General features: G+C 38.2%; 11 protein-coding genes. 6 read left to right on the top strand and 5 right to left on the bottom strand.

Annotated elements, in window-relative coordinates; all coding sequences use genetic code 11:
• The first annotated feature begins 222 nt into the window (after positions 1–222).
• Positions 223–1,569, top strand: coding sequence for a chromosomal replication initiator protein DnaA (gene dnaA / locus TY21_RS07220; RefSeq protein ID WP_039383248.1), 1,347 nt, complete (start codon positions 223–225; stop codon positions 1,567–1,569).
• A 645-nt stretch (positions 1,570–2,214) separates the two neighbouring features.
• Here the strand turns inward: dnaA and TY21_RS07225 are convergent.
• Positions 2,215–5,313 (bottom strand): hypothetical protein, encoded by a 3,099-nt coding sequence (locus TY21_RS07225; protein WP_042243900.1) that lies wholly within the window; start codon positions 5,311–5,313, stop codon positions 2,215–2,217.
• A gap of 331 nt (positions 5,314–5,644) precedes the next feature.
• Between TY21_RS07225 and TY21_RS07230 the strand changes: the two genes are divergently transcribed.
• Entirely contained in the window at positions 5,645–6,853 is a 1,209-nt protein-coding gene (locus TY21_RS07230) for a hypothetical protein (protein WP_052354655.1), read from the top strand.
• 209 nt (positions 6,854–7,062) lie between these two features.
• Here the strand turns inward: TY21_RS07230 and TY21_RS07235 are convergent, their stop codons facing one another.
• The 4 genes from TY21_RS07235 to TY21_RS11050 form a co-directional block, all read right to left on the bottom strand.
• Complete coding sequence (locus tag TY21_RS07235) at positions 7,063–7,335, bottom strand: hypothetical protein (protein WP_052354654.1); 273 nt, start codon at positions 7,333–7,335, stop codon at positions 7,063–7,065.
• A 73-nt stretch (positions 7,336–7,408) separates the two neighbouring features.
• Positions 7,409–9,043, bottom strand: coding sequence for an IS1634 family transposase (locus tag TY21_RS07240; RefSeq protein WP_158623043.1), 1,635 nt, complete (start codon positions 9,041–9,043; stop codon positions 7,409–7,411).
• Positions 9,044–9,173: 130 nt separating this feature from the next.
• Positions 9,174–10,550, bottom strand: coding sequence for an IS1634 family transposase (locus tag TY21_RS07245; RefSeq protein ID WP_130589618.1), 1,377 nt, complete (start codon positions 10,548–10,550; stop codon positions 9,174–9,176).
• A gap of 137 nt (positions 10,551–10,687) precedes the next feature.
• Positions 10,688–10,831, bottom strand: a complete 144-nt coding sequence (locus TY21_RS11050; protein ID WP_158623044.1) for a hypothetical protein — start codon at positions 10,829–10,831, stop codon at positions 10,688–10,690.
• A 258-nt stretch (positions 10,832–11,089) separates the two neighbouring features.
• Here TY21_RS11050 and TY21_RS07250 point away from each other — a divergent pair, with 258 nt between their 5' ends.
• The 4 genes from TY21_RS07250 (at position 11,090) to TY21_RS07265 (ending at position 14,792) form a co-directional block, all read left to right on the top strand.
• The gene (locus tag TY21_RS07250; protein WP_052354470.1) at positions 11,090–12,829 is read left to right on the top strand and encodes a leucine-rich repeat domain-containing protein; all 1,740 of its coding nucleotides are present in this window, start codon (positions 11,090–11,092) and stop codon (positions 12,827–12,829) included.
• A 306-nt stretch (positions 12,830–13,135) separates the two neighbouring features.
• Positions 13,136–14,023: a leucine-rich repeat domain-containing protein gene (locus TY21_RS07255; RefSeq protein ID WP_052354472.1), complete on the top strand. Its 888-nt coding sequence runs from the start codon at positions 13,136–13,138 to the stop codon at positions 14,021–14,023.
• A 21-nt stretch (positions 14,024–14,044) separates the two neighbouring features.
• Entirely contained in the window at positions 14,045–14,443 is a 399-nt protein-coding gene (locus tag TY21_RS11670) for a leucine-rich repeat domain-containing protein (protein WP_079979872.1), read from the top strand.
• 100 nt (positions 14,444–14,543) lie between these two features.
• Positions 14,544–14,792, top strand: a complete 249-nt coding sequence (locus tag TY21_RS07265; protein WP_042240054.1) for a hypothetical protein — start codon at positions 14,544–14,546, stop codon at positions 14,790–14,792.
• Positions 14,793–15,041: the final 249 nt, after the last annotated feature.

Genomic DNA, 15,041 nt, shown 5'->3' on the forward strand with positions numbered 1-15,041 from the left:
GCAGGCAATGCAGCCACATGATAGCTTTTTCCAACGAAATACCTCCAGAACATCTTGTGGAAACGTTGTTTATAACTTAAATACACTTTTTCCAGGACTTATATTATTGTCCTTTTGTAGAATAAGAGCTTTAAAATAACTGCTCGGCTCCCGTTAAGGGACCTTTATTTATTCACAACGATTGCCCCTTTGAACTGTAATTTTTGATTAAGGATCCAAACTATGTTAGTTCTTGAGACAGAAGATATTTGGACTCAATTTTTAGAATGTGTAAAAGCAAAGTGCTCAGCCACAGCTTTCGGCAATTGGCTTTCTCCTATTCGGGTGATAGAAAATGCTGGAGATAAAATCACTCTTGAGATTCCTAACATTTTTGTTAAAGAATATCTTTTTTCCAATTTCCATAGCGAACTTTGCGCTTTTTTACCTGTTAATGCCAACGGTGAGCCTTCTATTCAATTCAAATTGGCAACGCCAGCTAAGAAAACCTCCTCTACCCTTCTTAACGTACCGGCGAGTTATACCCCGCCAGTAGAAGAGCAAACTTATGAAGTAAAGTTAAACCCTAACTACCGCTTTGAAACATTTATTGAAGGGCCTGCTAACCAGTTTGTTAAATCTGCTGCCATAGGGATTGCTGCTCGCCCAGGTCAATCTTACAATCCTCTCTTTATTCATGGGGGTGTGGGCCTAGGTAAAACGCATATTCTTCACAGTATTGGACACTACATTCGTCAAAATAATAAGAAATTACGCGTTCAATGCATCACCACGGAAGCTTTTATTAACGACCTTGTCGATAACTTACGCAACAAATCTGTCGATCGCATGAAAAGGTTTTATCGCTCGGATGTCGATGTTTTACTGGTGGATGATATCCAGTTTTTACAAAATCGCCTGAATTTCGAGGAAGAATTTTGTAATACTTTCGAAACCCTCATTAATCAAAATAAACAGATTGTCATTACCAGTGATAAGCCTCCTTCCCAACTAAAACTCTCTGAGCGTATGATCGCTCGTATGGAATGGGGGTTAGTCGCCCATATTGGCGTACCGGAACTTGAAACGCGGGTGGCCATTCTCCAACATAAAGCCCAGCAAAAAGGCTTAGAAATTCCTAATGCTGTTGCCTTCTTTATTGCTGAACATATTTATAACAATGTCCGGCAATTAGAGGGAGCACTTAATCGTTTAAGCGCCCATAGCCGACTGTTGAATCTTCATATTACAGAAGAATTTGTAGAAAAAACTTTACGCGAAATGCTGCAACATGCGCCGCGTCATAAAATTACTGTCGATCAAATTTTGAAAAGTGTAGCCGCTATCTTTCAAGTACGGGTGAGTGACCTTAAAGGTTCTATGCGTACAAAAGAAGTTGCGCTGCCTCGTCAAGTAGCGATGTACCTGGCCTGTAAAATGATCAATGAATCTCTTCAAATGTTAGGCGCTGCTTTTAATAAAACTCACTCTACCCTTCTCCATGCTTGCAAAAACATTGAAAAAAAGCTCACCGCTGATGAAACTCTAAGACGGCAAATTAGCATGGTTGAACGCAACATTCATGCTTAGAATAAAAGCTCGCTATGAATAAACCTTGGCTCCAAGGAATTACCTAACAAAAAAGCTTAGTTAAGATCTTTAATAGTTAATATTTTATAAACTAGGGATTATAAAACAGCTTTAACTTGTATAAAAAGTTTTTATAGTGTCCATTTCATGGCTTTAAAATCTAAGAAGCTTCCACAGGCTTACAACTGTTAAGATTAGTTACTTTCCTCTAAATATTTAAAGGAATCACCGTAAGCGTCCACGGGGTAAGCCCAGCTTTAGATGTGGTTCTGCAGGCATCTGCTAAGCTAAAAATACTTGTAAATAGCTGGTTTTCCTATTTACTACACTTTCTGATTTACATTATCTTCCGAACATCAAGAGCGTAAACAGTTCTGTCCCCGGTGACCGCTTACTACTCACGGGCTATGATAGGTTTTACCGACACACCGCTATAGTTTATCTCATAGTCAATCGAACAAAAAAGGGCTCCAGTTTATTTGGATTGCCAGTTGATATATTTAACCTTTTAAAAACTTCATTCCTTAGATCCAAGCTTTATACTTCTTAAAGCACACTAAAAAGGCTGCCTTTTAGATAGATCATCCTCAGCGGAAAGAAAAAAATTTGTTTAACAATTAACTTTCTAACTCTAAAAGAGTTGTCCTAGTAATTTATATTATTTACCCTTGTTTGGTTTTTTAAAGGTTCATACCTTTTCTTCACCTTAAAAGGTATTTCATTTTTAAAAAGGTTAATTTGCAAAACATCTAAATGGTTTTGTACTTCTTTAGAAATAGGTTCTTTATGTACTATCTCTATAAAATTTGATTCATTCCAACTCTCTGCAATTAACAGCTGATCCCGCATGACCTTAAATTCAAGATACTCTTTTATTATAACCTGGTTATCCGAAAGAGTAGCTTTTTTAGCATCTAACAATTTTACATTATAGATTCCTTTAGCCCGCAAAATGATCTCTTCATCCTCAAAACAAATTTCGTATGTTTTTGTAGGTTTGGTACGCGAAGAGTTTCTAAAAGAACTTATCAATTTTTGACCCATTAACCTTTCTTGTAGATAATTTAAAGTAGAGGGTCCATAAGCGTAAGCACTAGTCTGATGCACAAATTTTAAGACAGCTAACAAGCTAGAAAATTCTTCTCGAGAATAAACTACCTCTTGGCACATCTTAGAAAACTGCTCACATCCTTTTATGATAGCCTCTTGTATAATTTCCGAATCATCTCCATGGATAACAAAATAATTCAAGAGAGCTTGTATCTCATGCCGCTCATATCCTAGCTGTTGCGTAAGGTTTTTAATAAAATCGGTAAAAAAGTTTTTTACTTCCGCTAAGGTTTTCAAGCTACCGTAGATCAAAAGATCTTGACGACCTGCGATAAGCTTTAATGCCTTAGATTCTAATACATAGAGCCATTCGGTAGCTTTACCAGCCTGAGTCATTTTTGCGGAGGTAATATATTTTCCTACGCTGCCTAAATTTTCATTGAATCTAAAAGCTGCTAAAGCATTTTTATCCGACTCCCAATATTCATCTTTTTCTTTATACCATTTATTTTCTCTTTCTTCTAAAAAATAGACAGGAAACTTTTTGCTTACCCACAGTTCATGCTTGATACGTTCATCAATATTAGTAACAATATTTTTTAAAGAGTTGATGATCTGCTCATACCTTAGTCTAACATAATTAATGATTCCTTGATCCGTCCCCTTTTCACTACGAGCAGCCACAGTATCCCCAAAAGCCCGTCTGAGTCCTAGATTAATTTCATTCAAGAGAGAAGCGATTTGGATAGAAGTGTCCAAATCCTCTGCCATTTTTTTAAGAGCATCTGCTTTACCATCATCCCCTTTAAAAATAACTTTTCGAAGCTTGCCAGAAAAAGCAAGCGCTCTTTTCTCATTTTCTATTAGGGTCACTAATCCTTGCATAGCTTTTTGATACAAATATAGATTGAGGATAGGAGATCGACTCACTTGACTAGCATCAATCCATTTCAATAAATTTTTCGCATTGGTAGAGGATTTTTTGCCCTCTACCGGAATTTTTCGATTTTTTCCCAAATCCAGAAGAAAACCTGCTAAAAGATCGACGATGATGTGATGCTCCTCAGAAGGTTTTACTTCAGCATTGAATAAAACTTCTTTGAAATCTAAAGGAGTAAGCCCAATGGAGCCCCGCTTACGAGCCGGTGTGAAGGAAAAATCCTTTAAATTTCTTTCTATTAACGCCTCAGCGCTTAGTATCATTTCGCTAAGAGCCTTTTTAAGAAACTTATTTTGAGATAAATCCCTATAATTTTCTTTAATAAATTGAAGATTTTCTTCTAGGTTTTTTATTTTTTCAATCCCAGCTAGGTCGAGGGTAGGAAGGCTTTGGCGTTTTCTTTCCTGGCTAGCTTTATTATCTATACGAGGATGCCTCATTAGGCTATCGCTAGAGGAGGGAGAGGGAAGACTCTTACGGATTGAACGGCTATTGAAAAAAGGTTCACCTTCTTCTAAAGAAGAATTTAAAATTTTATACTTTCCAGACAAAGAGGTTGACGAGATAGCAAGGCAAGCAGTTTTTTCTGAGTCTGCCAGCCCTGATCGATTTTTTGCAGGGAGGCTTGTTAGCTTAATCCGAGGCTCTTTATTAACATAATACTTGTCTTTAGGATATTCAAATTGGATGCGCTCAGTTATGTTTGCCTGAATGGCTTTTAAAGAACAGATCACTTCATGATAACGCATGATAAAATAATTGTTGCACTCTTCTTCTTTTACTCTATTTTCTGCTTTATCTAAGCTGTTTATCTCTCCCTCTTCGTCTATAGCTGCTCCATCTTCAAAGGCGCGGTTTACACAACGGCTAAGATCGTATAGTATCGTGGCAAGTTGCGGCGTTGTATGCAACGTCTCTATCATTTGAATGACTACCTGGTTTTTCGGAGCATCTCTCCTAAAATCTGTCCGAATGGTATGGTTAGTGGCAATAAAAGCTTTTTCATTCTCTAATAATTCTATTAAAGCTCCCATAGCATTTTGATAAGCCATAAGATTTTTTACTACTGAAGGACTTATTTCTTTTAAAGCTATCCATTTGACTAAATTAGTTTCATTGGTAGAATTTTTACAATCATATCCTTCCTGTACAGGAACTTGATGATTTTTTTTCAAGACAAGTAGACACTCTCTAAGCATCCTAGCAATGGCATCATGGCCCGTCGAGGGTTGAACTTTTAGGTTGAACAAAAATTGGCTAAAATCACCTAGGGTCACTCCAATCGATACTACTTTTCTTGGAGAATAAAGTAGATTACCCTCCGAACATAATTCATTATAAAACATTTGAGAAAGAGATTTTATTTCTACTAAAGAAGATCTTAATTCTCCCCTACTTTCATCGCCAAGCTTATTAGCGACTAACCGAATCTTTTGTTCTAAATCCCTTAAATAGCAGTTCGCCGCTGTCTTAATAGAGGATGTAGAAGGCAAAATATCTTCAAGCTCTTCTTCTTTTCTTAAAATAGTATTTTGTACAGGCTTAAAAGCTTCCGATACACTAGTTTTAACAGATAGAACTCGAGAAAAACTAGCGCTACGCGCTTTTTCGGTGGGGGAATTTTTTAACTGCTCAAAAGTTACTTTTAAGTCCTGAGAATTTTTTTTATTAACTGCTTTTTCTTCCGAAGACAGTTGGGAATGATGAGGATTAAAATTAAGAATGGATTTTTCTATCCCAGGGTAAGAGGTCATACTAGCACTCCTAAATATTAAGATTATAACAGGCGCCTTTTAATTTATTATAATCAAACATTTAAGGACAATTCTTATAAACTCATTTGGGATAAGGGAATGATCTATTCTCTCTATCCTATCAGATTGCATGACATTTCTTTAGATGTTAATCCAACCTGATACTAAAAGTTATATTGTACTTTGATTTTGAAAAAGCCTACTTCTTTCTTTGCAAGATTAAAGGTTAAAGGTATACTTATAGCATATTCTTGTATCTTTCGCTTACTCTCTATAGGCCTTAGCACTAAAAAGGCTAAAGGTATGGATAAATCTTAAAGAGGTCGTAAAATTGAATCCTAGCTCTTCTACTACCATTGAACATCTACCTAATGAAATACTACTCTCTATTTTAAAGAAGTGCGCTAGCCCTTCCTTATTTAGTGTAGGTAGAAGATGGCACCATCTCCTAGCTAATGAAGTCATGCCTTCTCTTTATAAGAAAATAGGTAAAGTACATGTCCCTTTAGGAGATTGTAACAAACAGGCTCTTATTTTAGACAAAATTTATAGGCTAGAAATTGGGCTTTCTAAAGTTGCTAAAGTAAATGCAATCTTTAAACAAATCTTTGCTCTAGCTAAATCTCTTTCACCTTTAGAATTAGAATTTAAATGGGTAACCAAGGAAAAAAGATATTTTACCTTCGCTAATTACGCCTCTTATCATATAAATATTAATCGCCTGTTAATGTGGAACGCACTGCCTGGTGGAAGGGAGTACTTAGAGCAAGAGAAAATCAAATATTTGCCTTTAGAAAAAAAGGGGGAGCTTTTTAAAAAGTGGATAGAAAGGCGTGGCAAAGATATTACTGGCCTAGAGATAGCAACAATCGGCTTGACGTTTTTACCTTCAGAAATACAACACTTATCCAACCTAAAACACCTTAGCCTAGAAAATAATAAGCTAACATTTCTTCCAAAAGAAATAGGACAGCTATCACAGCTGCAGAAGCTTACCTTAAACCACAACCAGCTAACAAGCCTTCCCGCTGAGATAGGACAGCTATCCACGCTGATTGAGCTTAACATAAACGATAACTATTTAACCTCCCTTCCTTCAGAGATAAAACGGATAGCTTATCTGCAAGGCCTTGACTTAGGCAACAACCAGTTTGCTGTTTTTCCTTTAGAAATCACCCATCTAGTTCAGCTAAAGTGGCTTTTCTTGCAAAGTAACCAGCTCACCAGCCTTCCTGCAGAAATAAAGCAACTCTCTCAGCTAGAAATAATTAGCCTAGACCACAACCAGCTTACCTTTCTTCCTGCTGAGATAGGGCAACTCTCTCAGCTGGAACTAATTAACGTAGATTACAACCAGCTTACCTCTCTCCCTGCAGAGCTAGAACAGCTTTCTTATCTAGAAAATCTTAGCGTAATCAGCAACCAAATTGATAGCCTTCCTGCAGGACTAGGACAACTACCTAAAGGGGTAAATTTTAATTTAAAGGAAAACCCACTGAAATCCATTCCAAATGAAATAAAGCAGCGTTTTAATCCTTAATCAGAAAATTTCGCATCTTTATTACCAATAAGCTGAAGGAGTGATTACTATGGGCAGAAGGCTGTAAAGATTCTTACAGCGTTTTATATCTCGCATTTTATAAGTTAATTTCCCTCGTCATCTAACTTCTGCCAGGGAGGCCTAAAACCAGTAAAACATGCCTCATGTTAGGGTTTAAATTAAGGATTAATTCTTTTATCCGTGATTTCTCACCACATTTCAGAATAATAGAATTTTTGGTAAGGAGGCCCTAAGCATCTAAGGATAATTCTATGGCGTTCTTTCAAATTGGTAATTTGCAATTTTTTATGGTCAATAAAGACCATATGCAGGCCTAGGAAACAGAAAAACACCCAGCGTGTGGTTGGCTTTTGAGTAGGTTTCTTAAGCTGATTTAAGAAGTTCTCACCATTTTCTCGTAATTTTTCTCGAATCTTATATTCAAGCGCAGAATAGACCAAAAGGCATAAAGTCATTACCATTAAAACGGAAGTTCCATTTTTTTAGAAACAATCGGTAGCAATCAAGTTATTGATTATTAATAATTTAAGTGAATTATCGGCGCTTCTTCCTAGTGACTACATGCGCATGATTCTTTGGTAAAACTTTTGGTAACTCTACTTTTAAGACTTCAAGCATTTGTCTGTTTTGATGGCGTGGTTCGGGGATTTGCTGAAAACTTAAGCCATTATTTACTGTCCATTCTATTAGCGTTAAAGTAGATAAACTGCGCAAGCCCTCTTCTACTGTTAAATAAAGGTCCTTCCAGGCTTTATCAAGCTCTCTGATAATCATGTAGGCTAACATTACAATTAAAACATGGCCCCTTGTGCTTTCTTCTGAACGTACATAAACTGGCCGTATCTCAAGATCGCTTTTTACTGTTCTAAAAGCTGATTCTACTCTAGCTAAATCTTTATAACGATCATGTACTTCTTGCATGCTCACTTCGTCGCAAGCAAGATCGGTTTTAATCACATAGCAACCATCTAACTTAGCATTCTCAGCTAGCATTTCTTGATTGAGGCATACAGATAAGCTTCTATCTTGTGCGCTAACTATCACGTAAGTCTTAAGCGCTAAACGCTCGATTTTAGCTTTAATTTTTTTCAGCGCTACTTCTACCTGTGCTTTGGGATGTGCATGTAGATAGGCATTTTGCATAGCGACCAATTTTTCAATGCTAGCTAGCTTGCTGAGACGAGAATGGGCGATTTCCTGGGCGCGCACAGGATTACGTTTAAGAATATATCTTATCCCATCTTCTTTGACTTCAGCCAAGTTTTTATCAAATAGCGTATATTCGATCACACCTCTTTTCATTAAGGTCTCTATTTGAGCCTTTGTCATAGCGGTAATATAATGAAAACCCTGCTCTTGTAAATTTTCGATCTGCCCGCTTTTAATCATCCCTCTATCGCCTACAAAAGTGACTTTCTCGCATTTAAAGCGTTCTTTAGCTTTTTTGATCTGAGCATGAAAGGTAGAAGTGTCTTGGGTATTGCCTTTAAACACTTCGGTTGATACGGGTGTGCCATCGGCTGAACTTAGCAAGCCTATCACAATTTGCTTCTTACCTTTCTTTTTGTCTCGGTTGTAACCCCAATCGGCAAGCTCGTTTTTCTCGCCTTCTAAATACGAGCTAGTCACATCATACAAAAATAAGTGAGGAGGTTTCTTGCAAAAACTTTTAGTAAACAATCGATCTTCGATAGAGGCTTGGCTTTGGCATAACCACAAAAGATTCTTATAAAGGTCTTCTTCGTTAAAGCCCTTTTGCAAGTCAATTACCGGGGCAATGGCATAGGTTTCTGCCAACCTGACGGCAGAAAGTCTTGAGCCTTGCTCCAATACGCGTGCTACCACTTGCCACAACGCTAGCTGACCTTCTCGGCTATTGCCAAGTGCATCCACAATTCCTAAACGTTTAGCCATTTGGTATATCACCCATACACCACCGACAGATAATCCCTCTTGCATTGTGGCTCCACTACACGAGGTTAAAGCTTGGAGATTACCTTTATGTTTTAAAGCTAACTCGATAGCAGCAATTTCTTCAGGTGTGCAATTGGATAGATTACCCACCGTGCGTTTTTTGACGGTTTTGCCTTCTCTATAGGATTCTCGCAGCAAAATTGTTTCATAAACTTTGCCGGCAGCTGATTTAAATTTTGACTTCACTATATGCATACCTACAAAATACACTAATAACGGCATTTATGTAAATCTTAAAGACAAGTTTAAGTGATATTTTGGTGACTACAAATTTTTATAAAAAAGCCATAAAGCTTTAATAATAAAACAATTAGTCACTTTAACCTTATAAAAAAAATGGAACTTCCGTTAAAAGAGCTTCTATTCTTTCTGGCTTTTTTAGAAAGAAAGAAGAGACTAGGAAATCGGGACTTTTCAAGAATCTAAATCCTCTTTCTACACTTTGCTGTGCTTTATATGTTTTCAAAACTTCCTGAGCAGGAAAAGCGATTACATCCATATCATTAGTTGCTAAGATGAAAAACCCTTTACTCCTCTCTAACTCTGCTTTGTTAAGCAAAGAGCAGGCTACTGTGCCTTCTAGGTGATAGCTAAGTATAGAAGGTGCTTGCCCAGCTTTTGGTCGACCAGATGTAGTATGCTTTTGAGTTGCTATAACTTGAGGTTCTATAATTTGTATATATTTAAGCTTTTTTGCAAACTTATCTAATTGGCGCTTAGCATCATTGGGGCATGAAAACTCTTGCTTTATAAACTTAAAGAAAGCTTTGGATTCTTTCTCACTGCCCTTAAGATAATGCTTGGCTAAAGTGCGGCATTCTCTTTGATAGGCCGCTTGGCTAAAGATAACTACCCATCTTTGTTCAACACCGGCATAGCAAGAGGTACTTTCAAAAGCTCGATAGCCTTCTGTTATTTCTACCGTCTTGTCGTAAGGCACTTCAAATATGAGCTCTTTAGCCTCTTTGATTTGCATGGGTACACGCGTGACAAATAAGCTTTGTTCTTCTTTAAGAACTTGTAAGGTAGCTGGCGTATAAAGAGCACTGTCTCCTACTATATAACGATTCTCTACCGCTTGCCGAAAGCTTTTAAGATGTTCGCCAACAATTTGCGTAAAGGCGGCCTTATCACTGCTATTGCCATCAGCCGCTTGCATGTATAAAGGAATATTGCCTTCATTGGAGGTGATAAGCTGCAAGACGGCTTGATTTAAATCAGGCCTATGGTCTCTACTGTAGCCTTGCACTAGGCGAATGCATGCTTCTCCTTGTTCTAATAGGCTCTCATAGTTTCCATCTACGTGAAAGCTTGTGGCATCTAAATGTAAACTTTTTACTTGGATGCCAAGCACTTTGATTGTATGTAAAGCTATTTTAGTAAAAAGCTCGGTCACTCCCAACTCAAATAACTTATCCAGCGCTCTCCCCAAAACATTATCATCAATCTGCTCGGGAATGACTGGCGTACCTAGCAAATGATCGATAGGTTTATCTTCAAAGTACTCAGAATACATGTAAAGCGTCCGACTTACAAATCCCAATCCATTTAAGATCATGCATTTAACAGCTTGCCCATAGGTTAAATGCTTATTCTTCGCCTGGTTACCTACTGCTTGATCAATAAGGTCAACTAACCCTATTTCCTCACACATTCCAGCTACCAATCCTAAATGATCGACGTTTTGTGTATCTATCTGCATAACTTTTAGTCGTTTAGTTTAATCCCTTAAAGAAAACATCTTACTCGATTAGTCTTCAAAATTCCTAATTATTTTTTTTGCTGAGGAATGTAAGTTTTATGCTTTCATGTATAGGGCCTAAGATAAAATCCGATTCATTACCTTAACGCTTCTCCTGTAATCATAATCGCTCTGGAATCTGAAGAGACCACCTGGACTATCATTATCCCTCGGGTAGTTTTGCCACTCATTGAAAAACCAATTTTAAGGTGAGCAAGACTCGTGCTACTATACTTTTCCATCGTTTATATCCTCACTTTCCTTGCTTTAAAAAGAACAAAATTAGCCTTTTCAAAAAAAACTTAAGGCAATTTCCAGTATCAATAAAAATAATATTCGGGAATCGCTACAACCTGCGGAATGTGAGGCATATTCCGCTATCTCCAAGCTTAAAGGCTAAGGAGTTTCTTTCTCATATTTTCTTGTATATTTTGTATCTCCCCCCTTATATTGCTCAAAAAACAACTAAAAACATGTATAACATTTAAAGACGCCATTCAATGAATCCTAGCTCTTCTATCACCATTGAACATTTACCTAGTGAAATATTAGTCCCTATTTTAAAGGAGTGTGCTAGCCCTTCCTTATTTAGCGTGTGTGGAAGATGGCACTATCTCCTAGCTAATGAAGTCATGCCCTCGCTTTATAAGCAAATAAGTAAAGTGCATGTTCCTAACGGAGATGTTAACAAGCAGGCTCTTATTTTAGATAAAATTTATAGGCTAGGAGGTAAACTTTCTGAAACAGTAAAAGTAAATGCAATTTTTAAACAGACCTTTGCTTTAGCTAGCTTTCTTTCACCTCTAGAATTAGAATTTAAATGGATAACCGAGGAAAAAAGATATTTTACTCTGGCTAATTACTCCTCTTATCTTGTAAATATTAATCGCCTATTAATGTGGAATAGAATCCCTGGGGGAAAGCAATACTTAGACCAAGAAGCAATCAAATATTTGCCTTTAGAAAAAAAAGGAAAGCTTTTTAGTAATTGGATTAAAAGGTATGGCAAAGACATTACGAGCTTATGCTTACATGTAATGGACTTAACCTTTTTACCCTCAGAGATAGGGCAGTTATCTCAGCTGCAAACGCTTGAATTAAGCTGCAATCAGCTTACCTTTCTTCCTCCAGAGATAGGGCAGCTATCGCAGCTGCAAGAGCTTCACTTAAACGATAACCAGCTTACCTTCCTTCCTCTAGAGATAAAGCAACTGCTTAAGCTGCAAACGCTTAACTTATCCGGCAACCAGCTAACTGCTCTGCCTGCAGAGATAGGGCAGCTATCGCAGCTGCAAACGCTTAACTTACGAATGAACCAGCTAACTGCTCTGCCTGCAGAGATAGGGCAGCTGTCTAAGCTGCAAACGCTTGACTTAAGCCACAACCAGCTTACCTTCCTTCCTCCAGAGATAGGGCAAATCTCTCAGCTGCAAAAACTTGACTTAAACAGCAACCAGCTTACCTCCCTTCCTGCAGAGATAGGGCATCTACCTCAGCTGCAAGAGCTTTGCTTAAGCCGCAACCAGCTTACCACCCTTCCTGCAGAGATAGAGCAGCTATCGCAGCTGCAAACGCTTGACTTAAGCCACAACCAGCTTACCTCCTTTCCGGCAGAGATAGTTCAGCTATCTCAGCTGCAAGACCTTAACTTAAGAAACAACCAGCTTACCTCCCTTCCTGCAGAGATAGAGCAGCTATCTCAGCTGCAAACGCTTGGCTTAAGCCACAACCAGCTTACCTCCTTTCCGGCAGAGATAGTTCAGCTATCTCAGCTGCAATACCTTGACTTATACCACAACCAGCTTACCACTCTTCCTGCAGCGATAGGACAGCTATCTCAGCTGCAAGAGCTTTACTTAAGCCACAACCAGCTTACCTCCTTTCAGGCAGAGATAGTTCAGCTATCTCAGCTGCAAAAGCTTTACTTAGAAGGCAATCAGCTTACCACCCTTCCTGCAGAAATAGGACAGCTATCGCAGTTGCAAAGCCTTGACTTATCTAGCAACCAGCTGACCTCTCTTCCTGCAGAGATAGGGCAGCTATCTCTGCTGAAATATCTTAACTTGGAAAACAACCAGCTAACTGCTCTGCCTGCAGAAATAAGGCGGATATCAAAGCTGCAAACGCTTAACTTACAAATAAGCCAGCCTACCTTCTTTCCTCCTCCTGAAATAGGGCGGCTATCAAACCAGTTAAATCTTAAGTTAAATGGAAATCCACTGCAAAACATTCCTGATTAAATCAAGAAGCGTTTTAAGCTGTAGCTGAAAAAGTTGCCTTCATCCCCTAATGTTTTAATGGAATGAAGGAGGTTGTTTTCAAAAAGTTTTAAAAACATAGAGAACTTCCCGGCCTAAAGAGGCATTATCCTCTGAGGTCTTCTCTGTTAAGAGAGAAAGAATGTTGAGCAACGTTTTATATTCCGCTATTTCCAAGTTTAAAAGTTAAGGGTCTGTCTACAGCATTTTTTGCATTTTTTGCTTTTCCCTTATATACGTTGATGCTAAAAAAGCAAAAATATGTACAAATTTTAAAGAGGCTCTACATTGAATCCTAGCTCTTCTACTACCATTGAACATCTACCTAATGAAATACTTGTCCCTATTTTAAAAGCTTGTGCTAGCCCTCCCTTATTTAGCGTGTGTAGAAGATGGTATTATCTCCTAGCTAATGAAGTCATGCCCTCGTTTTATAAGCAAATAGGTAAGGTTCATGTTCCTCAAGGTAATATTGAAGAGCAGTCGCTTATTTTAGAGAAGATTTATAAGCTAGAAGAAGAGCTTTCTGAAACAGCTAAGGTAGATGCAATCTTTAAACAAACCTTTGCTTTAGCTAGCTCTCTTTCGCCTTTAGAATTAGAATTTAAGTGGATAACTGAGGAAAAAAGATATTTTACTCTGGCTAATTACTCCTCTTATCTTTTAAATATTAATCGCCTCTTAATGTGTAAAAGAATTCCTGATGGATACAGATACTTAAACCAAGAAGCAATCAAATATTTGCCTTTAAAAGAAAAAGGAAAGCTTTTTAGTAATTGGATTGAAAGGTATGGCAAAGATATTACGAGCTTAAATCTAAGAGGAATTGGCTTAACCTTTTTACCCCCAGAGATTGGGCAGCTTTCTCAGCTGCAAAAGCTTGACTTAAACAATAACCAGCTTACTACTCTTCCTGCAGAGATAGGACAGCTTTCTCAGCTGAAAGAACTTAAGTTAGAAAAGAACCAGCTTGCCTCCCTTCCTCCAGAGATAGGACAGCTTTCTCAGCTGCCATGGCTTAAATTAGAAAGCAACCAACTCACCACCCTCCCTGCAAAAATAGGACAGCTGTCCCAGCTGCGAATGCTTTACTTAAACAATAACCAGCTTACCTCCCTTCCTGCAGAAATAAAGCCCTTATCTCAGCTGCGAGCGCTTAACTTACAAAACAACTAGCTTACCTCCCTTCCTGCAGAAATAAAGCACTTATCTCAGCTGCGAGCGCTTAACTTACAAAACAACCAACTTACCGCTCTTCCTGCATGGATAAAGCAGCTATCGCAGCTGCAAGAGCTTGACTTAGAAGACAACCAGCTCACCTCCCTTCCTCCTGAGATAGGACAACTTTCCCACCTGCAAAAGCTTGACTTAAAAAGCAATCAGCTTACCTCTCTTCCTGTGGAGATAAGGCAACTATCGCAGTTGCGAAGGCTTGACTTATCTAGCAACCAGCTGACCTCTCTTCCTGCAGAAATAGGGCAGCTTGCTCAGCTGCAAGAGCTTTACTTAGGAGGCAACCAGCTGACCTCCCTTACTCCAGAGATATGGCGGCTTTCTCACCCGACTTTGACAGTTGCTTACATTCGAAACACTTAAGTTGCTAACGATCAAAAGCTTTTAATTTATAGTATTGTGCATGCAAATATTGTTAATCTGCTCATTAAAAGCTGATATAAAGGAGTGCATGTATATAAGAATGAAGACATCCAAAAAAGCAAAATACCCCACTTTGCAAATTGTTGAAGGTGTAAGGGAAGGCAAAAAGGTAAAACAGCGCACGATTGCCCATTTAGGAGTGATCAAAAGCCAACAAGATTTACAACGACTTAAGAATCTAGCGGATAAGCTTATCCAGCGATTAGAAAAAGAAGGCCTTGAAATTGACCCTAGCTTCGAAGTTAAAGAATTAAAACATAAAAAAACTAATATGATGGTTTTGGATTAGTTCTCGATTGACTGATGGATCTAACAGGTTTTAATAAGGTCATCCATTCAGCTGGGCGAAACCATCATTTCAGCCTCGAGGAAAGTATTAAGCTCATGCTGGTGCAAAAATTTGATTTACCTAGCAGTAAGCAAAGAACCTATGAGCGCCAAGAAGAGCACGGCTTTCAAGGAATTGATTTATAGCCTATTTATCGCTCGATGGATGCTATTGCCTCCTTGGATGAGGCTATTCAACAACAGAGTTTTC

The organism is Neochlamydia sp. S13, assembly GCF_000648235.2.
In the GTDB taxonomy this organism is placed as follows: domain Bacteria; phylum Chlamydiota; class Chlamydiia; order Chlamydiales; family Parachlamydiaceae; genus Neochlamydia.